The organism is Mesorhizobium sp. WSM4840, assembly GCF_055811755.1.
In genome coordinates this window covers 14,365-36,554 of record NZ_JBVVQD010000028.1, presented here as the reverse complement: position 1 = coordinate 36,554, position 22,190 = coordinate 14,365, and the positions used below count along the sequence as shown (strand labels likewise).

General features: G+C 62.4%; 21 protein-coding genes and 1 pseudogene. 8 read left to right on the top strand and 14 right to left on the bottom strand.

Translation table 11 applies throughout. From position 1 onward, the window contains the following. The first annotated feature begins 108 nt into the window (after positions 1–108). Positions 109–1,269 (top strand): MFS transporter, encoded by a 1,161-nt coding sequence (locus tag AC0L3I_RS28495; RefSeq protein ID WP_473529093.1) that lies wholly within the window; start codon positions 109–111, stop codon positions 1,267–1,269. Positions 1,270–1,295: 26 nt separating this feature from the next. Here AC0L3I_RS28495 and AC0L3I_RS28490 read toward each other — a convergent pair whose 3' ends face one another. Beyond that, positions 1,296–1,832 carry a hypothetical protein gene (locus tag AC0L3I_RS28490; RefSeq protein ID WP_473486580.1) on the bottom strand — a complete coding sequence of 179 codons (537 nt, stop codon included), beginning with the start codon at positions 1,830–1,832 and terminating at the stop codon, positions 1,296–1,298. A 146-nt stretch (positions 1,833–1,978) separates the two neighbouring features. On the opposite strand from AC0L3I_RS28490, the gene AC0L3I_RS28485 reads away from it, so the two are divergent. The 3 genes from AC0L3I_RS28485 (at position 1,979) to AC0L3I_RS28475 (ending at position 5,663) form a co-directional block, all read left to right on the top strand. After that, a complete protein-coding gene (locus tag AC0L3I_RS28485; protein ID WP_473529092.1) occupies positions 1,979–4,042 on the top strand; it encodes a prolyl oligopeptidase family serine peptidase in 2,064 nt (687 codons plus the stop codon). Positions 4,043–4,089: 47 nt separating this feature from the next. Then, positions 4,090–4,212, top strand: coding sequence for a capsid protein (locus AC0L3I_RS28480; RefSeq protein ID WP_095494560.1), 123 nt, complete (start codon positions 4,090–4,092; stop codon positions 4,210–4,212). 71 nt (positions 4,213–4,283) lie between these two features. Continuing rightward, complete coding sequence (locus AC0L3I_RS28475) at positions 4,284–5,663, top strand: aspartate aminotransferase family protein (protein WP_473529091.1); 1,380 nt, start codon at positions 4,284–4,286, stop codon at positions 5,661–5,663. Between the two features lie 138 nt (positions 5,664–5,801). Here AC0L3I_RS28475 and AC0L3I_RS28470 read toward each other — a convergent pair whose 3' ends face one another. Next, positions 5,802–6,248: a winged helix-turn-helix transcriptional regulator gene (locus AC0L3I_RS28470; RefSeq protein ID WP_095494557.1), complete on the bottom strand. Its 447-nt coding sequence runs from the start codon at positions 6,246–6,248 to the stop codon at positions 5,802–5,804. Between the two features lie 144 nt (positions 6,249–6,392). On the opposite strand from AC0L3I_RS28470, the gene AC0L3I_RS28465 reads away from it, so the two are divergent. Further along, the gene (locus AC0L3I_RS28465; RefSeq protein ID WP_123150496.1) at positions 6,393–6,689 is read left to right on the top strand and encodes a YciI family protein; all 297 of its coding nucleotides are present in this window, start codon (positions 6,393–6,395) and stop codon (positions 6,687–6,689) included. 124 nt (positions 6,690–6,813) lie between these two features. On the opposite strand, the gene AC0L3I_RS28460 is transcribed toward AC0L3I_RS28465, so the two are convergent. The 4 genes and pseudogenes from AC0L3I_RS28460 to AC0L3I_RS28445 all read right to left on the bottom strand — a co-directional run bounded on the left by AC0L3I_RS28460 (position 6,814) and on the right by AC0L3I_RS28445 (position 12,095). Beyond that, entirely contained in the window at positions 6,814–8,835 is a 2,022-nt protein-coding gene (locus AC0L3I_RS28460; protein ID WP_473529090.1) for an ABC transporter ATP-binding protein/permease, read from the bottom strand. A gap of 718 nt (positions 8,836–9,553) precedes the next feature. Continuing rightward, positions 9,554–10,438 (bottom strand): 3-hydroxyisobutyrate dehydrogenase, encoded by an 885-nt coding sequence (mmsB, locus tag AC0L3I_RS28455; protein WP_473529089.1) that lies wholly within the window; start codon positions 10,436–10,438, stop codon positions 9,554–9,556. Between the two features lie 50 nt (positions 10,439–10,488). Continuing rightward, a pseudogene (locus AC0L3I_RS28450) lies at positions 10,489–10,856 on the bottom strand (four helix bundle protein). 72 nt (positions 10,857–10,928) lie between these two features. Beyond that, entirely contained in the window at positions 10,929–12,095 is a 1,167-nt protein-coding gene (locus AC0L3I_RS28445; protein ID WP_473529113.1) for an isobutyryl-CoA dehydrogenase, read from the bottom strand. A 153-nt stretch (positions 12,096–12,248) separates the two neighbouring features. Between AC0L3I_RS28445 and AC0L3I_RS28440 the strand changes: the two genes are divergently transcribed. Together AC0L3I_RS28440 and AC0L3I_RS28435 are read left to right on the top strand one after the other, a co-directional pair. Then, a complete protein-coding gene (locus AC0L3I_RS28440) occupies positions 12,249–12,860 on the top strand; it encodes a dimethylsulfonioproprionate lyase family protein (RefSeq protein WP_473529088.1) in 612 nt (203 codons plus the stop codon). Then, complete coding sequence (locus tag AC0L3I_RS28435) at positions 12,860–14,329, top strand: cobyric acid synthase (RefSeq protein ID WP_473529087.1); 1,470 nt, start codon at positions 12,860–12,862, stop codon at positions 14,327–14,329. The genes AC0L3I_RS28440 and AC0L3I_RS28435 overlap by 1 nt, the downstream gene beginning before the upstream one ends. A gap of 385 nt (positions 14,330–14,714) precedes the next feature. Here the strand turns inward: AC0L3I_RS28435 and AC0L3I_RS28430 are convergent, their stop codons facing one another. From AC0L3I_RS28430 to AC0L3I_RS28415, 4 genes are all read right to left on the bottom strand, one after another. After that, a complete protein-coding gene (locus tag AC0L3I_RS28430) occupies positions 14,715–15,134 on the bottom strand; it encodes a VOC family protein (RefSeq protein WP_473529086.1) in 420 nt (139 codons plus the stop codon). Between the two features lie 107 nt (positions 15,135–15,241). Next, on the bottom strand, positions 15,242–16,081 hold the full coding sequence (locus tag AC0L3I_RS28425) for a helix-turn-helix domain-containing protein (RefSeq protein ID WP_473529085.1): 840 nt from the start codon (positions 16,079–16,081) through the stop codon (positions 15,242–15,244). A gap of 99 nt (positions 16,082–16,180) precedes the next feature. Continuing rightward, positions 16,181–16,351 carry a hypothetical protein gene (locus AC0L3I_RS28420; protein WP_084646958.1) on the bottom strand — a complete coding sequence of 57 codons (171 nt, stop codon included), beginning with the start codon at positions 16,349–16,351 and terminating at the stop codon, positions 16,181–16,183. A gap of 51 nt (positions 16,352–16,402) precedes the next feature. Beyond that, on the bottom strand, positions 16,403–17,188 hold the full coding sequence (locus tag AC0L3I_RS28415; protein WP_473486630.1) for a TSUP family transporter: 786 nt from the start codon (positions 17,186–17,188) through the stop codon (positions 16,403–16,405). A 206-nt stretch (positions 17,189–17,394) separates the two neighbouring features. Between AC0L3I_RS28415 and AC0L3I_RS28410 the strand changes: the two genes are divergently transcribed. Beyond that, positions 17,395–17,826 carry a tellurite resistance TerB family protein gene (locus AC0L3I_RS28410; protein ID WP_123150746.1) on the top strand — a complete coding sequence of 144 codons (432 nt, stop codon included), beginning with the start codon at positions 17,395–17,397 and terminating at the stop codon, positions 17,824–17,826. Positions 17,827–17,918: 92 nt separating this feature from the next. Here the strand turns inward: AC0L3I_RS28410 and AC0L3I_RS28405 are convergent, their stop codons facing one another. From AC0L3I_RS28405 to AC0L3I_RS28390, 4 genes are read right to left on the bottom strand one after another with little or no spacing between them, the layout of a single operon-like run. Then, positions 17,919–18,662: a CPBP family intramembrane glutamic endopeptidase gene (locus AC0L3I_RS28405; protein ID WP_473486567.1), complete on the bottom strand. Its 744-nt coding sequence runs from the start codon at positions 18,660–18,662 to the stop codon at positions 17,919–17,921. Between the two features lie 52 nt (positions 18,663–18,714). Continuing rightward, positions 18,715–20,379 (bottom strand): ABC transporter ATP-binding protein, encoded by a 1,665-nt coding sequence (locus tag AC0L3I_RS28400; protein WP_473529084.1) that lies wholly within the window; start codon positions 20,377–20,379, stop codon positions 18,715–18,717. After that, the gene (locus AC0L3I_RS28395) at positions 20,376–21,245 is read right to left on the bottom strand and encodes an ABC transporter permease (protein ID WP_473486565.1); all 870 of its coding nucleotides are present in this window, start codon (positions 21,243–21,245) and stop codon (positions 20,376–20,378) included. Before AC0L3I_RS28395 ends, AC0L3I_RS28400 begins: the two co-directional genes overlap by 4 nt. After that, a complete protein-coding gene (locus AC0L3I_RS28390; protein WP_473486564.1) occupies positions 21,242–22,189 on the bottom strand; it encodes an ABC transporter permease in 948 nt (315 codons plus the stop codon). Before AC0L3I_RS28390 ends, AC0L3I_RS28395 begins: the two co-directional genes overlap by 4 nt. Position 22,190 lies beyond the last annotated feature (1 nt).

Sequence of the window (22,190 nt, the reverse complement as noted above, 5' to 3'; positions counted from 1 at the left end):
GGACTCTTGAACAAGTCATGCTCTGGCTGGCGCAAGCGGTTCTTGCCGCCGGTGCTTCCCGGCACGGCGCCGAAACGCTAATCGTGCAGGTTCTTATTGGTGCGGATCATGGACCTGGCGGAACAGAACAGCGGCGAGACGATGCAGTGGGCGGCGATCACCGGCGTGATCGCCACCGTTTCGGTGTTCGCCATCGCGCAAGGGCTGAGCTATCCGCTGCTGAGCTTCATCCTGCAGCGCCAGGGCGTCTCGCCGGCCATGATCGGCCTTTCGGCGGCAATGACGCCGGTCGGCTTTATCGTCTCGTCGCCGCTCATCCCGGCGCTGGCGCGCCGGTTCGGGGCAGGGCGCACGGCGCTCACCTGCGCAGCGCTTTCCGCGATCATGCTGGCGCTGATCGGCTGGACGCAAAATGTCTATCTCTGGTTTCCGCTGCGCTTCCTGATCGGCGTGGTGACCAATCCACTCTATGTGCTGAGCGAGATCTGGGTGATCGCGCTGGCGCCACCCTTGCGCCGCGGCCGCGTGATGGGGATCTATTCCACGGTCATTTCGGCTGGCTTCGCCGCCGGCCCGCTGTGCCTGCTTGCCGTCGGCACCGAAGGATGGCCGCCGTTTCTCGTCGGCATCGCCGCATTCGTTTTTTGCGGCGCCTGCCTGGCGCTGGTGCTGCGACGGCTGCCGAAGGTCGATGAGGCCGGGCACCGGGTTTCGGTCATGGGGTTCATGCCGATGGCATGGCTGCTGCTGTCGGCGGTCGTCGTGGCCGCCGGTTTCGAACAGGCGGTGCTGGCGCTGCTGCCGGTCTACGGAGCGCATTATGGCATCGCGGAAACCCGCATGTCGGCGCTGCTGTCGATGATGATCGCCGGCAACATCGCCATGCAGGTGCCGCTCGGCCTGCTGGCGGAACGGCTGACGGCGCGTCTGGTCCGATTTATCTGTGTATCGCTAACGCTGCTCGGATGCGTGCTGCTGCCGGTTCTCATCGAGACGCCGCTGATCTGGCCATGCGTCTTTATCTGGGGTGCAGTCTCCTACGGCATCTACACGATGTCGATCATCGAGCTTGGCGAGCGGTTCACCGGCTCGGCGCTGGTCGCCGGCAATGCCGCCTTCTCGCTGATGTGGGGCGTCGGCGGCATCGCCGTGCCGCCGCTGGCGGGCGGCGCCATGGATATTCTCGGTGCGGACGGCCTGCCGATCACGCTTGGCGCGATTTGCCTGGCGTTGGCGGTTGCCACGGTTTTGCGTCGGCGGACGGCGTGAGGCATCTATCGGCGCAGTGCAGTCGCTTAATTGCCCTGCCGTCTGAAAACAGCCCAGAGGTCACAGTCGGCATGATGTTCTTCGGGGTGCATTTCATGCAGCAAATCCCGAATTTCGGCCGCGCGATCAAAGTCATCTATCAGCCCGACACTGGAAAGTTCTGCATTTGCAAACACGTCGGGGAATCCGCCGCAATTGGTCAATGCGCTGATGCTGACGTCCTTGTCCAGCAACTCGTAGCCCATGAAGGCAAACCCGTCCCAATCAAGCGAGCGCACATCGACCGTTGGCCTCCGGATCACGCCAAGGATGTTGAGGTTGCCCGTATCGGCCAGTTCCGAAAGAAGGAAATCCAGGTCCAAGAAGAAATTGAGCATATTGTCTTCTTGAACAATATGCGGCCAGTGGCTCTCCTTGGTCTCTGGGAGCGCGAACGGGCACAGCATTCCGTCGAGCGTGACGACCTCGGTCAACTGGCTGAGGCCTGACCACTCGATGTAGTTCCTCCATTCGGTACCATCGGAAGGGCCAAATCTCTCAGTCGCGATGTAGAGACGTTGCATGAAGTTTCCCTTGCCGTCCGCACTGAAGGCTTGGCTATCGCAACTGCGGAGATCCGTCGATTTTACGTGTTCCAATTGAATGTTGATAGCGCCATGCCGATGTTTGCGGCACCGAACTTGACCAATTTATCGGAGACCATTTGACGATGTCGAACACAAAGACGCAGCCGAATTCGGCGGACGAAGATCCCTTTCTCTGGCTGGAGGACAGGACAGGCAAGCAAGCGCTCGACTGGGTTCACCGTCAGAACGAGGCTACAACAGGTGAATTGCAGGGCGATCCGTCCTACCAGGCCTACTTCCAAACCGCACTCGACCTGATGACCGCCGAAGACAACATTGCGGTCGGCTCCGCGCTCAACGGCCACGTCTATAATTTCTGGCAGGACAAGACCAATGTGCTCGGCCTCTGGCGGCGCACGACGGTCGCTTCCTACAAGACCGAGAAGCCGGATTGGGAGACGATCATCGACTTCGACAGTCTGTCCGCGAAAGAGGGCGTGAAATGGGTGTTCAGCGGCGCCAGCCGGCTTTACCCCGACTTCAGCCGCTGCCTGCTCAGCCTGTCGCCGGACGGCGGCGACGCCAGTGAGATGCGCGAATTCGACATCGACACCAAGTCCTTTGTCGAGGGCGGCTTTCGCGCGCCCGCCTCGAAGTCGGGCTTCAACTGGCTGGACAAGGACACGGTCATCGTCTCGGCTGCGTTCGAAGAGGACGAAAAAACCCAGTCCGGTTATCCGCGCGTGGTCAAGCTGTGGCAGCGCGGCACCAGGCTGGAGGATGCGACGCCGATCTTCGAGGCGCAGAAGCAGGATCTCGCTGCCGGCGGTTCCCTCGAATTCGACGGCGACAAGCGGCATCTGTTCCTGACCCGGACGCTCGATTTCTTTGCCTCGCACAGCTTTCTGCGTCTGTCTTCCGGCGAAAACAGGCGTATCCCGCTGCCGGACGACGTCACCGACACGATGCTGTTCAGGAATCAGCTCGTCTTCGGGGTGCGCAGCCCGTGGACGGCGCCGGACGGCACGCTGTGCCGACCCGACGGCCTCTATTCACTGGATTTCGCGCGCTGGATCGAAACCAATGCGCTGGGACCTGTCGAAACCGTGCTCGAACCGGCGGATCGTGTTTCGATCGCCGGCGTCGCCCGCACGCAAGACCGGTTGTTCATCAATCTGATGGACAATGTGCGCGGCAAGGTCGTCGCCTGCGATCGCAGCGGCAGCGGCTGGTCACTGGAGCCGGTAGCCTTACCTGAAAACGGCAATGTCGGCATCAGCCACGCCGAGCGTTTCGGCTCCAGCGTCTCCTTCTCCTTCACCGATTTCCTGACGCCGAGCTCGATCATCTGGTCGGACGACAATGCTGCGACGCTTGCGACGGTGAAGGCGCAGCCGGCACGTTTCGACGCGTCGTCCCTTGTCTCGGAACAGTTCGAGGCACGCTCGAAAGACGGCACAGAGATCCCTTACTTCGTCGTCAGGCGGCGCGATCAGAACGGGCCGGTGCCGACGCTGCTTTACGGCTATGGTGGCTTCGAAGTGCCGCTGCTGCCAGGCTATGCCGGCGTGCGCGGTCGGCTGTGGCTGGAAAAAGGCAATGCCTATGTGCAGGCCAATATCCGCGGCGGCGGCGAGTTCGGCCCGAACTGGCACCAGGCCGCGCTCAAGGCCAATCGCCAGAATGCCTTCGACGATTTTATAGCGGTCGCGCAAGACCTGGTGAAACGCGGCATCGCCACGCCGGCCACGCTCGGCATCCAGGGCGGCTCGAATGGCGGCCTGCTGACCGGCGTTTCGCTGACCCAGCATCCGGAGCTTTTCGGTGCGGTGATCATCGACGTGCCGCTGCTCGACATGCTGCGCTATACCGAGCTGCCGCCTGGGGCATCCTGGATAGCCGAGTATGGCGATCCAGCGAAGCCTGAAGAGGCCGAGTGGCTTGCCGCTTACTCGCCTTATCAGCATGTCGAGGCCGATGCTGCCTATCCGCCTGTGCTGCTGACCACCTCGACCGCCGACGACCGGGTCCATCCCGGCCATGCGCGCAAGATGGCCGGGCGGCTGCAGGCTGTCGGCCACACGAAGACGCTATTCTTCGAAGAGACCGAGGGCGGCCATGGCGGGCGCGGCGATCGCCGGCCGCAAGCGGCACAGGCGGCGATGAAGTATGTCTTCCTACAACGGACGCTGAACGGAACGGCTTGAACTGAACGGCTTGAACTGATCGCATCAGACCGCCTAAGGTGAAGCCCATGGCTCGGGTGAGGACATGTTGCGCATTTGGGGTGGCGGTGACGCCGTCGCCGCGCACGCTTCGCGCCGAGCTTTTGCGGCTTTGCGCCCGCATCGGCTATTCGCCGCCCGCCTTCCTCTGACGAATCCGCCCCCGCTGCAATTGCTGGATTGATCTGCAATTGCCGGATTGGTTCAAGAGGAAAGATCGGACATGACCTACCAGAATTATTCGCTGAAGCAGCTTCAGCAGATCGATGCTGCGCATCACCTTCATCCGTTTACCGACCACAAGGAGATGCGCGAGGCCGGCTCACGCATCATCACCCACGCCAACGGACCGTTCATCTACGATTCCGAAGGGACGGAAATCCTCGACGGCATGGCCGGGCTGTGGTGCGTCAACATCGGTTACGGCCGCGATGAGCTGGCCGACGCGGCTTACGCCCAGATGAAGGAACTGCCTTACTACAACTCCTTCTTCAAATGCTCGACCCCGACGCCGGTGCTGCTGGCCAAAAAGCTGGCGGAACTGGCGCCGAAGCACGTCAACCAGGTGTTCTTCGGCTCGTCCGGTTCGGAGGCCAACGACACGGCGCTGCGCCTTGTCCGCCACTATTGGGCATTGGAAGGCAAGCCGGAGAAGAACCGCATCATCTCGCGCAAGACAGCCTATCATGGCTCGACCATCGCCGGTGCGTCGCTGGGCGGCATGGAGCCGATGCACAAGCAGCTCAACGGTGCGGTTCCCAACATCGTCCATGTGATGATGCCGTATGCCTACGAGCTGGCTCTGCCCGGCGAAAGCGACCATGATTTCGGCCTGCGCGCGGCCAAGGCCGTCGAGGACGCCATCCTCGAAGCCGGCGCCGACAAGGTCGCCGCCTTCATCGGCGAGCCGGTGATGGGGGCAGGCGGCGTGAAGATACCGCCGATGAGCTATTGGCCGGAAGTGCAGCGCATCTGCCGCAAATACGATGTCCTGCTGATGCTGGACGAGGTTATCACCGGCTACGGCCGCACCGGCGAGTGGTTCGCGGCTCAGACCTTCGGCATCGAGCCCGATACCATCACCACCGCCAAGGCGCTGACCTCCGGTTATCAGCCGCTGTCGGCGCTGCTGGTCGGTGACCGCATCGCCGCGACGCTGGTCGAGAAGGGCGGCGAGTTCAATCATGGCTATACTTATGCCGGCCACCCCGTGGCCTGCGCCGTGGCGCTGAAGAACCTCGAGATCATCGAGCGGGAAGGTTTGGTCGATCGGGTCAAGAACGACACCGGACCCTATTTCGCCAAGGCGCTGCAGGAGCACATCGGCGGTCACGATCTGGTCGGCGAGGTGCGCTCGATCGGGCTGATGGGGGCGATCGAGATCGTTAGGGACAGGGCGACCAAGGAGCGCTTCCTGCCGGCCGGGAGTGCGGCAGTGCTTGTCCGCGATCACGCAATTGTCCAAGGCATGATGCTGCGCGCCACCGGCGACACGATGATCCTGTCGCCGCCGTTGATCTGGACGCGTGAGACGATCGACATGGCCTGCGGCCGTATCGCCAAGGCGCTTGATCTGGCGCAAGCGGATTTGCGCAAGCAATAAGACAGAACGATCGCCGGGCGTCCAACCGGACGTCCGGCGTTTGAATGCCGCATTCTGCCGGTCTACATCGACTGGTGCCGGCGGGGCGTGTCTCGTCGACTTCAACAAGTGATCCGAAGGGCCGATAGACCGCGCTACTTACTCGTTGGTTGTGGACTTGGGCATAACAATCTGAATGGGACGGGTGCCGATCGGCGCTCCGGTCGAACGGTCGATGCTAATCGGGTCGATTTCGGATCCTGTCTCTGCGTCAAAGAACCGGGTGAAATTGCCTCCACCGCGGTGCTTGCCTCCCCAAGCGACGAGTGAGAACAGCACTGGAAGCAGATCCTGACCAGCCTGCGTCAACACGTATTCATCGCGCGGCGGCCGCTCGGAGTATCGCCGTCTCTCCAGCAGCCCTTCCTCCGTCAGGGCTGCCAACCGGCTGGTCAGCATAGTCGGGGCTATACCGAGGCTCTTGCGGAATTCGTCGAAACGACTGAGCCCGGCATGCGCATCGCGCATGATCAGCATGCTCCATGCATCCCCTACCAAGGCAAGACTGCGAGCGATCAGACAGGGTTGGTTCGAAAGATCCTTCATGTTGATATCTTTTTGATAGCGACTTACTCCTAAAATGATAGTATCTGATCGCTCGTCGACGTTCCATCAAAAAATGAATGCGAAGGCCGGCGGCGACGCGATCGCCAAGGCAAGCAGGCAAATGGATTTAAATCGGAGCTCAAAATGAAGTGTTACCTGTGCAAGTATATTCCGCCGCGCACCGACTTTCTCGCGACCATGACGGACGAAGAGCGAGAGTGGATGAAGCAGCATGGAGCCTTTTTGGACGATCTGCTCGATCGTGGGCTGATCGTCGCACACGGCCCGGTAATGGATCCGAGTGGCGGCTATGGCGTGTCGCTCTACAGGATCGCCGATGATCAAAACATCCAGGCGATAACCTCAGAGGACCCCATCGTAAGAAATGGCGCCGGCCATTATGAGCATCATCCGATGCTTCATTTGAACGTTCGTAGCTGACACTGCCATCGGCTTAAGCGCCGGCAGAGACGCCCAGGAACTTTTTCTTGGGCCACTTAGTTCACAGTGCGCTCGACGCGACCTCTTCCTTGCTGCCTTTGTCACCAGGCCCGACCGGCGGACTTTACTTTTTTGTCTCGGGCAGCGCCGCTTTGCTCAAGGTCGTGCTGCGCTTCGCTACGGCGCGCCGGCGCCCCATAAATCGCGCAAGCAAGTTCCGTCTTCTCTTGCGCTGGACAAGATCGATATCGCTGACAAGCTTTGCGCCGCCCTCGCGCCGCTCCAATGTGATCTTTCGGCTATGAAAGGCTTCCAGCTCGGCGCGATGCGCCACGCTCATGATGGTGACCTTCGGCAATTCGTGAACGATCATCTCCATCATCTTGTCCTGGCTTTTTTCATCGAGTGCTGACGTTGCTTCATCCAGCACGATGATATCGGGGCTGTGCAGCAGAAGACGCGCGAAGGCGAGCCGCTGCTTTTCGCCACCCGACAAGGTCTGGTCCCATGGCGCGTCGTCCTCGATCTTGTCGTTCAGATAATCGAGTCCGACTTTGTCGAGGGCAGCCTTGATCTTGTCCAGCGTCCAGCGATCGGCGGCGCCTGGATAGGCGACTGCGCGGCGAAGCGTCCCGGTGGGGACATAGGGCCGTTGCGGCAACATGAACAGCCGTCTGTCGGCGTGGATGTTGACGCTGCCGCCACCCCACGGCCACAGACCTGCGACGGCCCGCACCAGCGTACTCTTGCCTGAGCCGGATTCGCCGGCGACGAGCACCCGCTCGCCTGATCCGATTACGACCTTGGTTTCCTTGACCACGGCGGTGCCGTCGTCGAGCGACACGGACAGATTGTTCAGGCTGAGCATCGCATCGCCTGCAGTTTCGTCGCGCTTTATGCGTCCCAGAGTGTTGCTCTGTTCCGCGCGCTCGAGCCCGTCGAGCGACATCATCAGCGAGGCGATGCGCCGTGCACAGGCGTTCCAATTGGCGAGACGGGGGTAATTGTCGACCAGCCATCCGAACGCGCCCTGCACGATGGCAAAGGCAGAGGCAGCCTGCATTACCTGTCCAAGCGTCATGCTGCCTTCGAGAAACTTTGGAGCGCAAAGCAAAACCGGCACGACAGGCGCAAACAAACTCGCCCCCTGCGATACCAGCGCTGTGCGCATGTGCTGACCTGTAAGGAGCGCCCATTGCCTGAGCACATGGGCGAACGTCTTGTCGATGCCGCTACGCTCCTCCTCCTCGCCGCCGAGCAATGCGATACTCTCGCCGTTTTCCCGCACGCGCGTCAGCGTGTAGCGGAATTCGGCCTCCGCCTGATTTTTTTCCTCGGAGAGGTGGACGAAATGGCGGCCAATGACCGCCATCGAGGTGGATGTGATCGCGGCATACAATACCGCGGTGATGACGAGAAAGCCGGGAATGGTCACCGTCGAACCTGCGATCGTCAGGGTCAGGGCCCCGCCGATCGTCCAGAGCACCACGATGAAGGTCGAGGCCGACAGAAACGCGTTGATGACACCGGCGATGAAGTCGACCGGGGATTCGGTGGCAATCCGCAAATCCTCCGTGATGCGGGCTTCGGGGTTCTGGTGGTCGCCGCCGACGAGATTCAACTGAAAGTAGCGCCCGCTTGCAAGCCAACGCGCGATGACCGCGTTGGTGAGCCAGGAACGCCAGCGGCGCTGAATCGTCATGCGAAGGAAGACCTGTGCAACGACAAGGCTTCCGCTTCCGAGCACGAGCGGCACAAAAACGGCGCTCAGGACATAGACGGTGCGAGCATTGCGTTGCTCAAGGGCGTCGAAAATTGCGCGATTCCAGACATTGATCCCATACTGGAAGCCGACATTGATGACGATCAGGACCAATAGCCCGATCGTGTACGGCCAAGCGAGCCTATCGCCTCCGCGGCCCCAGTAACCGCGCGCGCTGATCCAGAAACGCGTCAGCAAGTATCTCTTGCGCGCCTGCTCGACCTCCTCAGGAGCCAGCTCCGGATCGGGTTCGATGAAATCCAGCGGCGGCGGCGCCGCGCCGATCTCAGACGCGACTTCGACAGTCGACTGCTTCTCCTGGCGCGACTTCTCGGCATCGCGTGATTTGGAGACCGATTTCGGCTTGAATTTAGCCCCGGACATACCGGCGATAACGGCTTAGAAATCAGAAGGTTTCATGAGGTCCGCTCAAGCCGCTTGATCTCCACGTCGGCGCGGATGTGGTCGGCGTCGTTCTTGGCGTCTTCCTTGATCTGCTGCCACTTCGTGATGCTGTCGATAGTCCTGTCGACTGGACTGACGAGCTTCGGGAGTTAGGTAATCTCAGATCGCTCACCGAACCCTCGCGCTGGGGAGCATTGGAGCGACCACCTGTGGGTCGACATCGGTCAGGACCGCCGCCACGAGGCAGACGACCATCTGGAGACGCGCCAGGGCGATCGTCTCACTGTCCTTGAATAATGCGAAACGCAAAAACCGCGCTCCATCGGGAACGCGGCTTTGCCAGATACGCATGGCGCTTCGCTACCAGGACACTTGCGAAACTTACGGGCTCCGGTACGCGAGACCTGATCCGGAGCGCCGGGCGGATGCGATATGCCGCCTCGCATTCCGTTTTACAGGCACATCGTTACCGGGGGGTTATCGAGAGTTTAAGCAAATCTAAATTTGCGATGTTTCTCTTTGCCGGGAAATCGAAAAGCCCAGTCGAGTTCAAGGCTTAAAGCGCGGCGCGTCTGATGGGACTCATGCGACGCGCTTTAAGTTCTTGTTTTTATCCATGTCGTTGTCCCAAAATCGCTGCGCACCCTCGGGTCAAGCCCTGGGTCAAGCCCGAGGGCGAGCTTTTGGGCGACATGCATTAGGCCGGGGTACCGCGCAGGAAATTTATGATGCCGGAAAAATCGGCGCCGGCATGGCCCTGGGCATTGAACAACTCATAAAGCTGGGCGGCCTCGGCGCCCAGCGGCGTCACCGCACCGGCGCTTTGCGCGGCTTCCTGCGACAGTTTCAGGTCCTTCAGCATCAGTGCTGCGGCAAACCCCGGCCTGTAGCCATTGTTGGCCGGCGATGTCGGCACCGGTCCGGGCACCGGGCAGTAGGTGGTCAGTGACCAGCATTGGCCGGAGGATGTCGAGGCGACGTCGAACAGCGCCTGATGCGACAGGCCGAGCTTTTCGGCCAGAACGAAGGCTTCGGCGACACCGATCATCGAAATGCCTAATATCATGTTGTTGCAGATCTTTGCCGCCTGTCCGGCGCCGTCGTCGCCGCAATGGACGATACGGCCGGCCATCGGCTTGAGGATTGGCTCGGCTTTGGCGAAGGCTTCCTTCGAGCCTCCGGCCATGAAGGTCAACGTGCCGGCTGCGGCGCCGCCGGTGCCGCCGGAAACCGGCGCGTCGATCGACAGCAGCTTATGTTTGGCGGCAATGGCGTGGGCTTTTCGTGCCGATTCGACGTCGATCGTCGAGGAATCGATGAACAGCGCGCCTTTTTTCGCCTTAGGCGCGATGTCCTCGTGGACCGACAGGACATGTTTGCCGGCCGGCAGCATGGTGATGACCACATCGGCCTCCTTCACCGCGGCAACGGCATTGGCCATGACGACGACGCCATGGTCCCTGGCGATGACGAGATTTTCCGGCATCAGGTCGAAGCCGTGCACTGCATATCCCGCCTTGACGAGATTGGCGGCCATCGGGTTGCCCATGTTGCCGAGGCCGATGAAGGCGATGGTGGTCATAATGGCACTCCGTGGTTTGGGTAAGGCAGTAGGCAGTAGCAGTAGGCAGCCTATTCGGGCGCGAGTTTGCTAATAAGTTGGCGAAGCATTTTTCCGATGCCCTCGGTCGCTAACAGGATCTGATAAGCTTGATCATGCGTAGCAAGGCCAATGCGTTCAGCGATCTGAAGGTGCGTCTCGAACTCCTCAGCGACCCTTGGGCAATCCGGAGAAATTGCTGATAAGAGCCTCTGTTGTCTCGGCCATAACCTTCCGCGATGTTGGCAGGGATAGAGGTTGCTGAGCGGCGGATTTGGTTGGTCAACCCATACAATTCCTCTTTTGGCCATGCCTTGGTCAAGGAGTAGGTGGTGACGGCCAGATCCATCGCCTGCTGCCATACGATAAGATCCTTGTACGAATTGATCTTGCCGGTCATCTTATTGCTTATTGCTTATTGCTTATTGCTTATTGCCTATTGCCTATTGCCTATTGCCTATTGCCTATTGCCTTACCGGCCGATCAGGGCGCGTGCGATGATGACGCGCATGATCTCGTTGGTGCCTTCGAGGATCTGGTGGACGCGCAGGTCGCGGACCAGCTTCTCGATGCCGTAGTCGTGCAGATAACCGTAGCCGCCATGCAGTTGCAGCGCATCGTTGGCGACGTTGAAGCCGATGTCGGTGACGAAGCGCTTGGCCATCGCCGACCATTTCGAGGCATCCGCGGCCTTGCGATCGAGCTTCGAGGCGGCGGCGTAGAGAAAGATTCGTGCTGCCTGCAGCTCCGTCTCCATGTCGGCGAGCTTGAACTGCAGCGCCTGGAACTGGTTGATCTTCGACCCGAAGGCCTTGCGCTCGGCCGTGTAGGACAGTGCCTTGTCGAGCGCCGATTGCGCCCCGCCCAGCGAACAGGCGGCGATGTTGAGCCGGCCGCCGTCGAGCCCGGCCATGGCGATGCCGAAGCCGGCGCCTTCGGCCGAGAGCAGGTTTTGCGCCGGCACCTTGCAGTCCTCGAAGACGACCTGGCGGGTTGACTGCATGTGCCAGCCCATCTTGTGCTCGTTGGCGCCGAAGGAAAGGCCCGGCGCATCCTTCGGCACGACGAAGGTGGAAATGCCCTTCGGCCCGTCGGCGCCGGTGCGCGCCATGACGATGTAGATGTCGCTGTCGCCGGCGCCGGAGATGAACTGTTTGACGCCGTTCAGCACATAGTCACCGCCGCTCTTCACCGCGCGCGTCTTCAGCGCTGCCGCATCCGATCCCGAACCCGGCTCGGTCAGGCAATAGCTGGCCAGCCATTCCATCGAGGTCAGCTTCGGCAGGAAGCGCTGGCGCTGCTCGTCGCTGCCGAAGCGGTCGATCATCGAAGCCACCATGTTGTGGATTGAGATGAAGGATGAAAAGGCCGGATCGGCGCGCGAAAGCGCCTCGAAGATCAGCACCGCGTCGAGCCGGCCGAGCGCTGAGCCGCCGACATCGTCGCTGACATAGATGCCGCCGAGGCCGAGCGGGCCTGTCTCGCGGATCACGTCGGCCGGAAAATGCTTGTTGCGGTCCCAGTCGAGCGCGTTCGGCGCGACGCGGTCGGCAGCGAATGCCTCGGCCATCTCCTGGATGGCGCGCTGGTCCTCGTTGAGTTCGAACTGGCTGGTGCCCGCATCGACAGCGGCGTCCATCGCGTGCTCCCTGATGTTCTTCGGCTTGCTGGCCTGTCGCTTTTTGGCTTTGCGCGCCGTCCAATCTAGACCAATGATGCCGCCGCGCAAGCCGACCATCTCCATCCAACCATCTGTGGAGCGGCGTGCGCGAATGCGTGTGCGGAGCAAGGCGTGACCACAAATTTCGATGAACTGCTCGAGTGTTTTCATGCCTACCTCGAAAGGTTCGATGATGCGCTGGTGCGCGATGCGGTGGCCCGGATCGGCTGGGCCATGCCGGCGCGTCCGCTCGAGCCGCATCCGCTTGCTTGCCTGCGCCAGCTCGACCGTATCGTCGAGCTTGCTCCGGCAGGCGCCAAGTCGCTGGTCCAGTTGCTTGCGGAGCGTCGCGATCTGTGCTGGGGGCAGACCTACAGCGAGGCGGATTTCGGCAAGACATTCATCGACAACTATGGCTGGCTGGAAGTCTTCGGCACGCGTGGCCATTTCGTCAACGACAAGGTCGCGGCCGGTCTGCTGATCCTCGGACCTGATATCGTCTATCCCGACCACCACCACGTCGCCGAGGAGATTTACATTCCGTTGACCGGCGGCACCGAATGGCGCATGGGCGAAGGCGAATTTCGTAGGCGCGAGGCGGGTGAGGTGATCCACCATGCCTCTGATATCAGTCACGCCATGCGCACCGGCAAGGAGCCGCTGCTGGCGCTCTACATCTGGCGCGGCGGGCCGCTGGCGGCGAAATCCACTATCACCGGCAGCGTTTCACAGGGCAGGAATTAATGGCCAAGGCGATCATGCTGCAGGGCACGGGCTCCGATGTCGGCAAGACGGTGCTGGTCGCGGGCCTGTGCCGCGCGGCGAGGAACCGTGGGCTGAAGGTACGACCGTTCAAGCCGCAGAATATGTCGAACAACGCCGCCGTCGCCGACATTCCGGGCGACAGCTCCGGCGGCGAGATTGGCCGCGCCCAATGGCTGCAGGCGATCGCCTGTGGCGTTGTGCCCTCCGTCCACATGAACCCGGTGCTGCTCAAGCCGCAGACCGATGTCGGCGCGCAAGTGGTGGTGCAGGGCAAGGTATTCGGCGAGGCGCGGGCGCGCGACTACCAGGCGCTGAAGGGCCGGCTGATGGATGCCGTGCTGGACTCCTGGGCCAAGGTCGGCGAGGGCGCCGATCTGGTCATCGTCGAGGGCGCCGGCTCGCCGGCCGAGATCAATCTCAGAAGCCGAGACATTGCCAATATGGGCTTTGCCACGCGCGCCAATGTGCCAGTGATCCTCGTCGGCGACATCGATCGCGGTGGCGTCATCGCCTCGGTCGCCGGCACGCATCTGATCCTGCCGGAAGAGGACCGGCGCATGATCGTCGGCTATCTCATCAACAAGTTCCGCGGCGATGTCTCGCTGTTCGATGACGGCATCAAGGCGATCGAGAGCTTCACCGGCTGGCGCTGCTTTGGCGTCGTGCCGTGGCTGAAGGCGGCGGCGCGATTGCCCTCGGAAGATTCGGTGGTGCTCGAACGCCTGGCGTCCGGCGAGAAGCGCGCGCTGAAGGTCGCCGTGCCGATGCTTTCGCGTATCGCCAATTTCGACGATTTCGACCCGCTCAACGCCGAGCCTCAGGTCGAGGTGGTGTTCGTGCCGCCCGGCCAGCACTTGCCAGAGGATGCCGGGCTGGTGGTCATTCCCGGCTCGAAGTCGACGATCGGCGATCTCCTGAGATTCCGCGAGAATGGCTGGGACCGCGACCTGCTTGCCCACCGCAGGCGCGGCGGCCACGTCGTCGGCATTTGCGGCGGCTTCCAGATGCTCGGCCGTGTCGTGCGCGATCCCGACGGCATCGAGGGCAGCGTTACCGAGGCGGCAGGGCTCGGCCTGCTCGACGTCGAAACGGTGATGGAGCCGGAAAAGACGGTGCGCAATGTCAGCGCGCGCTCGGTCCAGTTCGACCTGCCGCTCGAAGGCTATGAGATTCATCTCGGCCGCACCACCGGTCCGGACACGCTGCGACCATCCGCCGTCATCAACGGCGCCGCTGACGGCGCCATCTCGGCCGACGGCAAGGTGTCGGGCACCTATCTGCACGGGCTGTTTTCCGCTGACGCTTTTCGGGCGAAATTTCTGGAAAACCTTGGCGTTAAGGGCGGCGGCATCGACTATCGCGCCGAGGTCGAACGGGCACTGGACGAGGTCGCAGCCGAGCTGGAGACTCACCTCGACTGCGACGCGATTTTTGGTTTGGCGCGTTAGCTCCCCGGCGCAGAAGTTTTGACGGATCGGATGTGCTGGCGTTGACCGACTGCATACCTTGGCGATTAGCGGAAACGCCTATCGCTTCGTCATCCTGGGGCGGAGCAAGGAGCGAAGCGACGCGGCGCAGACCCCAGGATCCATGCCGTAACGTCGAAGTGTCGCGACGGTGCAGAATTCTGCTCCGCTGCACTTTCGGCTGAGGTAACGGCATGGATCCCAGGGTCTCCGCGACGGAGCTTCGCTCCTGCTTCGCCCAGGGATGACGAAGTTGGGGGAGGCTTCGGTCAACCCCGAATGTTGTGATAGCCCACCGAAACGAACGATGAAACCTTGGCCGCCAACAGGCCCTCAACCGTCACATTCCCTGTGCAGCGTTACCAGTTCAGGCTTTTTCACCGGCCTTCGGCCAGTAGGTGCCGAACGACCAGACATTGCCTTCCGGATCGCGGCAGATGAACTCGCGGCTGCCATAATCGCGGTCGGTGAGTTCTTCCAGTATTTCGGCGCCGGCCTTTTTTGCTCTGGCATAAGCGGCATCGGCATCGTCGACGGCAACATAGATCGATCTGCCGCCACCCGGGCCCGGTGCACCGATCATCTGGCCAAACTTGTCGTCGCGTGCAGTGCCCAGCATGATCATCGAGGAGCCGAAAGTCAGTTCGGCGTGATGGACAATGTCGCCTTCGCCGTAGCGGGCATGAACGGCAAAGCCGAAGGCTTCACCCAGCCAGTCGATCATTTTCGCGGCATTGCGGTAGCGCAAGGTGGGATAGAGCCTGGGCGGTTCGACTGACATGGTCATGGCGATCTCCTTCAATTGGATTGTCGATAACCCAGTCTGGGCGAAAGCTGTTCGCACGTCTTGAAGAAATGTTACCCGTGCGCCCACTGGGCGTGGCAAGGGGCGTTTCAGAACCTATGGCCGGGCGCAAGCGTCGTCGGCGTTTCGCCGGCAAGGTCGCGGAATTCGCGCACCAGATGCGCCTGGTCGGCATAGCCGCAATCGGCGGCGATATCAGCCCAACCGGATTTGTCCTGCCTTGACAGGCCGAGCGCCCGGTTGAAGCGGACGATGCGCGACAGCGTCTTGGGGCCGACGCCGATCGCATTGGAGAATTTTCCCGAGAGATGCTTGCGGCTCCAGCCCAGCCTGTCGGCGAGCGATGCGACGCGAATGCGGCCACCTGAGACGATGATCCTGTCATAGGCCCAGGCGATTTCGGCCGGCGTTTCCCGGGCCTCAGTCAGCCGTGCGGCGACGAACGTCTCGGCGATGGCGAAGCGTGCGGTCCAGTCGCGCGCATTACCAAGTCTTTCGCGCAGCGCGATCCCTTCGGGGCCAAGCACATCGTCGAGGCCGACCATGCGATCGGTCAGTTCGCTCATCGGAAGGCCGAAGAAGCGTCGGGCGCCGAGCGGCGTGAAATTGACCTGGACGCAGCAGGCGCCGCCGAAGGATTCGATCACCACCGGACCGGCATAGAGGCCGGCGGCGAAACTGGCGAAGCGGTCATTGTTGCCTGGATTCTTGCCGAGCCCGATTGCGAAGGGTTCGGCAAAGCTGATGACCAGCGGCACGGTCAGCGATGCATATTCGACGTTGCGGAAGCGGCCGGGCGCGGTTTCACGATAACCGCAGATGTCGGTGACTGAGCCGTGGAGCCGAGGGCCGGGCGCACGCCGCACCATCTCGACCCGGCCGAGGCCGGGAATTTCATGGCGGCTTCCGTCTTCGCTCTCGGCGGGCATGAGCTTTCCTTCCGCCCAAGGAGTCTAGCAGACCAGTCCTCAGAATCAAAAGCGCCCCGCTTGTGGCCGGGCGCTCCGAGTTGCCTGAGGTCTGAGTGCTTAAGCGCCGCGAACCAGGCAGCCGCCAGCAAGCACGATATAAGCGATGAGGACGATCCACACCGCGGCCAGAGGAATGAATGCAAGAACGCCGAGAGCGGCGAGCAGGCCGATGAGGGCGATAACAAGGGATATGATAAAAATAAGCTGCGTAGGCGCACTGAGATTCATGCGTGGCTCCTCCAACATGATTCGTACAACCGCATAGTATCAGTCGCGTCGTCACACACCAATCAGCGTGCGCAGCGGGTTCGCCGGATCGGCCAGCAGTTTGCTGGCCAGTGCCAGGCAGACGATCACCAGCAGCGGTTTGATCAGTTTTGCGCCATTGCGGATGGCGAGGCTGGCGCCGACACGGGCGCCGAGAAACTGGGCGACACCCATCATCAGGCCGATCTTCCAGTAGACGACCCCGGCAGCAGCGAAGACGATGAAGCCGCCGATGTTGGAGGCAAAGTTGAGCAGCTTGGTATGCGCCGTCGCCTTAAGCACGCCGTAGCCGGCCAGGGTGACGAAGGCCAGCATGTAGAAGGAACCGGCCCCCGGCCCGAACAGGCCGTCATAGAAGCCGACAATCGGCACCAGGATCAGCCCGAACAGGAACGGCGACAGGCGCCGGGCGCGGTCGACGTCGCCCATGTTTGGCTTGAGGGCGAAGAAAAGCGCGATGGCGATCAGCAGGATCGGCAGAAGAGCCCGCAACAGGTCGCCCGGCACGAATGTCGCCAGCAAAGCGCCGAGAGCACTGCCGGCAAGCGCCAACAGGGCCGAAGGCAATTGCCGGCGCAAATCGACATGGCCCTTGGCGGCGTAGTGGATGGTCGCCGACCCCGAGCCGAACATGCCCTGCAGCTTGTTGGTCCCCAGCGCCTCGACCGGCGAGAAGCCCGCCAGCAGCAGTGCTGGAATGGTGATCAAGCCGCCGCCGCCGGCAATCGAATCGACGAAGCCGGCAGCGAAGGCGGCGACGCCGAGGATGACGACGGTCTGGGTGGCGAGATCGAACATCGGATGGTTGCGGGAAGGGCTTCTGGCCAGCGGGAAGATGTGGGCGTTCGAACCACAGCCGACCCGTTTGCGCAAGGCCGATTCCGCGCTACCTATGCCAAGCGCGCCGCGATGCGCTTGGCTCTTTTGTTTTATGCATGTCGTTATCTCAAAACCGCTGCGCACTTTTGAGCGACATGCATTTGACGAATCGGAAAGGGACGCTGATGTCATTCGCTTTGCTGGACCAGATACGCTCGATCTTCGAAGGCGACCCCGGCGTGCGCAAGGTCGCGGACGATCCTGTACTGTCGGCGGAACTGCTCATGCTGTTTCGCATGATCCTGGCCGATGGGTCGGTCAGCGAAAGCGAAATGACCGCCTTCAGGCGTATCTGCCGGGACGCCTTCGGCATTCCCGAAACCAGCATCGACAGCGTCATCGAATATCTCAACGAATTCGGCTACGAGACCAACAGCTCGCAAGCCATCGCTCAGTTCCGCGACCTCGACATCGAACGGCGCAAGCTGCTCGCCCGCCACATGGCCGAGATCGCCAAGGCCGATTCGCAACTTGCCGGGAGCGAGATGCAGCTCTTGCGGCGCACGCTCGACCTGCTCGAAATCAGCCCTGCCGATGTGGTGAAGCCGCAAGGCTGAGGCATCGTGTGATAACGATTTGATGGGCCATGGAAGCGTCGCCGCCCCTTGGAGGCGAGTCGGGTCGTAACCGATTGCGAGAGCAGCGCCGCTTAGGCGAGCCCGAATGCTAGGACCAGGAAGCCCATCGCCCCGAACCCGGCATGGATAACGATCCCGGCCCATGTACTGCGACGCCGCTGGACAACGTAGGGCAGGAGCAACGTGATCGGCACGAGCGTCAACAGGACTTGCCAAGGGAAGGCAGCGTGGAACAGTAACCACATTATCCCGTTGACCAGCCAAGCCCACCCCCCGAAGGCAACCTCTTGCCGCGGCAGTGCGACACCCCGCCAGACAAACTCTTCCCCAACGATGTTCAGTACAAAAAACGGCAGCCACGCGCCGAGAATCCAGTACCGCCCAGGACCTAGCGGCTCGAAAGCCATGAACGAGGGATGAAGAGTCTTCCCGTCTTGCAGCATCCGGAGCGCCGCGCCGATGCCGCCGGTCAGCACGCTGACAGCCACCAGCCCTCCAATAGCCCAGAGCCAATCGCCGCCATTCATAGTGCGAAGCCACAGCCGCGCGCCCAACGACACCAGCCTTCCTTGTCTCCGCTCTCGATGCAATAGCAGGGCAGCCGTGAGAAGCAGGGGGCCAAAAAGAATGATGCTTGCGGCCAAGAACCACATCACCACAGTCTCAGCCCCGCTAGCGGAGACGAACGTTGGGACGGCTATCCGCGTTACCAGGAACAGCAGCAGAGCACCCGCCCCGAACAGCGCAGCAGAGCCGCCCAGGCCCAGTGGAGGAGGCTCAGGCCCTTCGCGCGTTTCAGAACTGTTGGCTGTCAATAGCCATTCTCCCGCCCGTGCGCCCGACGAATTAGCCGTGCCACGAAGCCGCTCACCCCTGTTCCTGCAGCCGTTTCGCGATCGCCCGATGCAAATCGGGAGCGGCTGCGACCAGCGCCTTGGCGGCTTCGGACTGCGGATGGTCGAGAACCTCGCTCGTCCTGCCGCGCTCGACGATCTTGCCGTCATGCATGACCATCACCTGGTCGGTGATGGCGCGGGCAACGGTCAGATCGTGGGTGATAAATAGATAGGCAACGCCGAGCTTTTGGTTGAGCTCGGCGAACAGGTCGAGAATTTGGGCGCGGATCGAGACATCCAACGCCGAGACCGGCTCGTCGGCGACGACCAGCTTGGGGCGGGTGATGATGGCGCGGGCGATCGACAGGCGCTGGCGCTGGCCACCCGAAAACTCGTGCGGATATTTGTCCATGTCGCGTGGACTAAGGCCGACCTCGTGCAAGGCCTTTGCCACCATCTCGCGCCGTTCCGCATCCGTCGGCTTCTTCTCCAGGACATGCAGTGGCTCGGCGACCAGTTTTTCGACCTTCTGGCGCGGATCGAAGGAGCCGTAAGGGTCCTGGAACACCACCTGCATGTCGCGTCGCGCCGGCTTGAGCTCAGCTTCGCTCTTGCCGGTGATGACCTGACCGCGAAACCGGATCGTTCCCGATGTCGGCCCGTCCAGCGCCAGGACCATGCGGGCAAGCGTGGACTTGCCGCAACCGGAACTCCCGACCAGCGCCACAGACTGCCCGGGATCAATCGAGAACGAGACATCGTCGACGGCGCGGATCGGGGCCGCGCGCTTCAGCAACGATTTGCGCCGTCCCGGATAGTCCCGCGTCACGCTCTCTACCTGAAGAAGAGGTTTGGCCACCTGGAGAAGAGGGTTGGCAGCCTGGAGCTGGGGGTTGTCTTGGCCGACCCTGTGCGTCCTGGCACGCGCCGGCACATGCATCGAGGCCTGCGCCAGTTGTCGCGTGTAGGGATGGAGCTGCTCGGACAAAGTGCGCGCCGTGTCGCCGGCCTCCATCACTTCGCCGTGGCGCAGGATGGTGATGCGGTCCGCCATCTCGGCCACCACCGCGAGGTCGTGCGAGATCAAGAGCAGGCCCATGCGGCTCTCTGCGACCAGGTCGCGCAACAGGTCGAGGATCTGCGCCTGCAGCACGACGTCGAGCGCCGTCGTCGGCTCGTCGGCGATCAGCAGCTTGGGCTTCAGCGCGCAGGCAATGGCGATGACGACACGCTGGCGCTGACCACCGGAAAGCTCGTGTGGATAGCGCGACAGCGGGAACTGTGCCGCCGGCAGGCCGACCCGGTCGAACATTTTTCGCGCGCGGTCCTCGGCGTCGGCGCGGCTTGCCCTGGTGTGCCAGCGGATGCCTTCGGCGACCTGCTCGCCAATGGTCTTGACCGGGTTAAGTGCCGTCATCGGCTCCTGGAAAACCATGCCGATATCGTCGCCGCGCAGCGCGCACATCTGGTCTTCGCTGGCCGCAAGGATGTCGATGCCGTCGAAGACGACGCGCCCGGTGGCGCGCGCCGCCCAGGGCAGAAGCCGCATCACCGTCAGCGCCGTTATCGACTTGCCCGAGCCGGATTCGCCGACCAGCCCCATCACCTCGCCGGGCGCGACGGAGAGCTCGACATCCCTCAGGATCGGCGTATCGCCGATGCTTAGCGACAATCGCTCGATTTCGAGCAGGCTCATCGCTGCCGCCGCGATTTAGGGTCGAGGATGTCGGCAATACCGTCGCCGAGCAGGTTCAGGCCAAGCACGGTGACGACGATCGCCATGCCTGGAAAGATCGCCATCCACGGCGCCGCCACCATGCGGGTCTGCGCGTCGAACAGCATCCGGCCCCAGCTCGGCATCGGCGGCTGTGTGCCGAGCCCGACATAGGAAAGCCCGGCTTCGGCCAGGATGCCGAGCGCGAACTGGATGGTGCCTTGCACCAGGAGCAAACTGACGATGTTGGGCAGCACATGCTCCAGCGTGATCAGCGTTTTGCCTTTGCCGGCGGCGCGCGCGGCGAGGATGAATTCGCGTGGCCAGATCGCCAGCGCACCGGCCCGGGCGACGCGGGCGAAGACCGGGATGTTGAAGATGCCGATGGCGATGATGGCGTTGAGCGCGCCCGGCCCGAAGATGGCGGTGATCATGATCGCCGACAGCAGGGCAGGGAAGGCGAAGACGAGATCGTTCAGCCGCATCACCGCTTCATCGACGATGCCGCCGCGCGCCGCGGCGAAGGCGCCGAGCGGCACGCCTACGCCCATGCCGATGCCGACAGCGACCAGCGCCACGGCGATCGAATTGCGGGCGCCGACCATGATCATGGAAAGAATGTCGCGGCCGAAATGATCGGTGCCGAACCAGTGCGCCGGCGAGGGTGCCTGGGTCTTGTCGGCGATGATCAGCCTGGTGACGTCAAAAGGCGTCCAGAAGAACGAGACGATAGCGACCGCTGCCACCAGTGCGGTGATGGCGAAGCCGGCGAGGAACGAGCGGTTGGTGAAGGCCTTGACGAGGATGTCGGCAAAATTTTCCTCTGGGATGTCGAAGCGCAGCGTCATTGGCGGCTTCTCAGGCGCGGATCGACGACCGCATAGGAGAGATCGACGAGCAGGTTGACCGCGATGACGGCGGCAACCAGCAGCATGACGACGCTTTCGACGACGATCAGGTCGCGCTGGGTGATCGCCTGGAATACCAGCCGGCCAAGGCCGGGCAGGTAGAAGACGTTCTCGATGATGATGGTGCCGGCGAGCAGGAAGGCGAACTGCAGGCCGAGAATGGTCAGCACCGGGATCATCGCGTTGCGCAGCGCGTGCCGCCACAGCACCGCGCGAAAGGGCAGGCCCTTGGCGCGGGCGGTGCGGATGTAGTCCTCGTTCAGCACTTCGATCAGCGCCGAGCGGGTGACGCGGGCGAGGATCGCCGCTTGCGGCAGGGCGAGCGCGATCGCCGGCAGGATCAGCGATTTCAGCGCCGGCCAGACGCCGGCGCTCCATCCCGGAAAGCCACCTGCCGGCACCAGCCGCAGCCAGACGGCGAAGAGGTAGATCAGCATCAGCGCAAACCAGAAGTTCGGCACAGCGACGCCAAGCTGTGCGGCGCCCATCGCAATCGTGTCGCCGGCCCGCCCGTGCCGGCCGGCTGAAAACAGCCCGACCGGAATGGCAATGATGGTGGACAGCGCCAGCGCGATCAGGGCCAGCGGCAGCGAGACGACGACGCGCTCGCGGACCAGGTCGATGACCGGCACCGAATAGGTGTAGGAGCGGCCGAAATCGAGGCTCAGCAAGCCGCCGGCCCAGTGCAGATAGCGCAGCGCAAGGGGTGCGTTGAGGCCCATCTGGTTGCGCAGCAACTCGACCTGGTCGGCGCTGGCGTTCATGCCAAGCATCAGCCGCGCCGGGTCGCCGGGAATGATCTCCAGCACGGCAAAGACCACCATCGAGGCCAGAACCAGCGTGATGAGCGCGATGGCAAGGCGCTTGAGGAGATAGGCGGTCATG

Coding starts and splice junctions, on each gene's coding strand:
- AC0L3I_RS28495 (WP_473529093.1), top strand. CDS start 109: ATGGACCTGGCGGAACAGAACAGCGGCGAGACGATGCAGTGGGCGGCG.
- AC0L3I_RS28490 (WP_473486580.1), bottom strand. CDS start 1,832: ATGCAACGTCTCTACATCGCGACTGAGAGATTTGGCCCTTCCGATGGT.
- AC0L3I_RS28485 (WP_473529092.1), top strand. CDS start 1,979: ATGTCGAACACAAAGACGCAGCCGAATTCGGCGGACGAAGATCCCTTT.
- AC0L3I_RS28480 (WP_095494560.1), top strand. CDS start 4,090: ATGGCTCGGGTGAGGACATGTTGCGCATTTGGGGTGGCGGTGACGCCG.
- AC0L3I_RS28475 (WP_473529091.1), top strand. CDS start 4,284: ATGACCTACCAGAATTATTCGCTGAAGCAGCTTCAGCAGATCGATGCT.
- AC0L3I_RS28470 (WP_095494557.1), bottom strand. CDS start 6,248: ATGAAGGATCTTTCGAACCAACCCTGTCTGATCGCTCGCAGTCTTGCC.
- AC0L3I_RS28465 (WP_123150496.1), top strand. CDS start 6,393: ATGAAGTGTTACCTGTGCAAGTATATTCCGCCGCGCACCGACTTTCTC.
- AC0L3I_RS28460 (WP_473529090.1), bottom strand. CDS start 8,835: ATGTCCGGGGCTAAATTCAAGCCGAAATCGGTCTCCAAATCACGCGAT.
- mmsB (WP_473529089.1), bottom strand. CDS start 10,438: ATGACCACCATCGCCTTCATCGGCCTCGGCAACATGGGCAACCCGATG.
- AC0L3I_RS28445 (WP_473529113.1), bottom strand. CDS start 12,095: ATGGACGCCGCTGTCGATGCGGGCACCAGCCAGTTCGAACTCAACGAG.
- AC0L3I_RS28435 (WP_473529087.1), top strand. CDS start 12,860: ATGGCCAAGGCGATCATGCTGCAGGGCACGGGCTCCGATGTCGGCAAG.
- AC0L3I_RS28430 (WP_473529086.1), bottom strand. CDS start 15,134: ATGACCATGTCAGTCGAACCGCCCAGGCTCTATCCCACCTTGCGCTAC.
- AC0L3I_RS28425 (WP_473529085.1), bottom strand. CDS start 16,081: ATGCCCGCCGAGAGCGAAGACGGAAGCCGCCATGAAATTCCCGGCCTC.
- AC0L3I_RS28420 (WP_084646958.1), bottom strand. CDS start 16,351: ATGAATCTCAGTGCGCCTACGCAGCTTATTTTTATCATATCCCTTGTT.
- AC0L3I_RS28415 (WP_473486630.1), bottom strand. CDS start 17,188: ATGTTCGATCTCGCCACCCAGACCGTCGTCATCCTCGGCGTCGCCGCC.
- AC0L3I_RS28410 (WP_123150746.1), top strand. CDS start 17,395: ATGTCATTCGCTTTGCTGGACCAGATACGCTCGATCTTCGAAGGCGAC.
- AC0L3I_RS28400 (WP_473529084.1), bottom strand. CDS start 20,379: ATGAGCCTGCTCGAAATCGAGCGATTGTCGCTAAGCATCGGCGATACG.
- AC0L3I_RS28395 (WP_473486565.1), bottom strand. CDS start 21,245: ATGACGCTGCGCTTCGACATCCCAGAGGAAAATTTTGCCGACATCCTC.
- AC0L3I_RS28390 (WP_473486564.1), bottom strand. CDS start 22,189: ATGACCGCCTATCTCCTCAAGCGCCTTGCCATCGCGCTCATCACGCTG.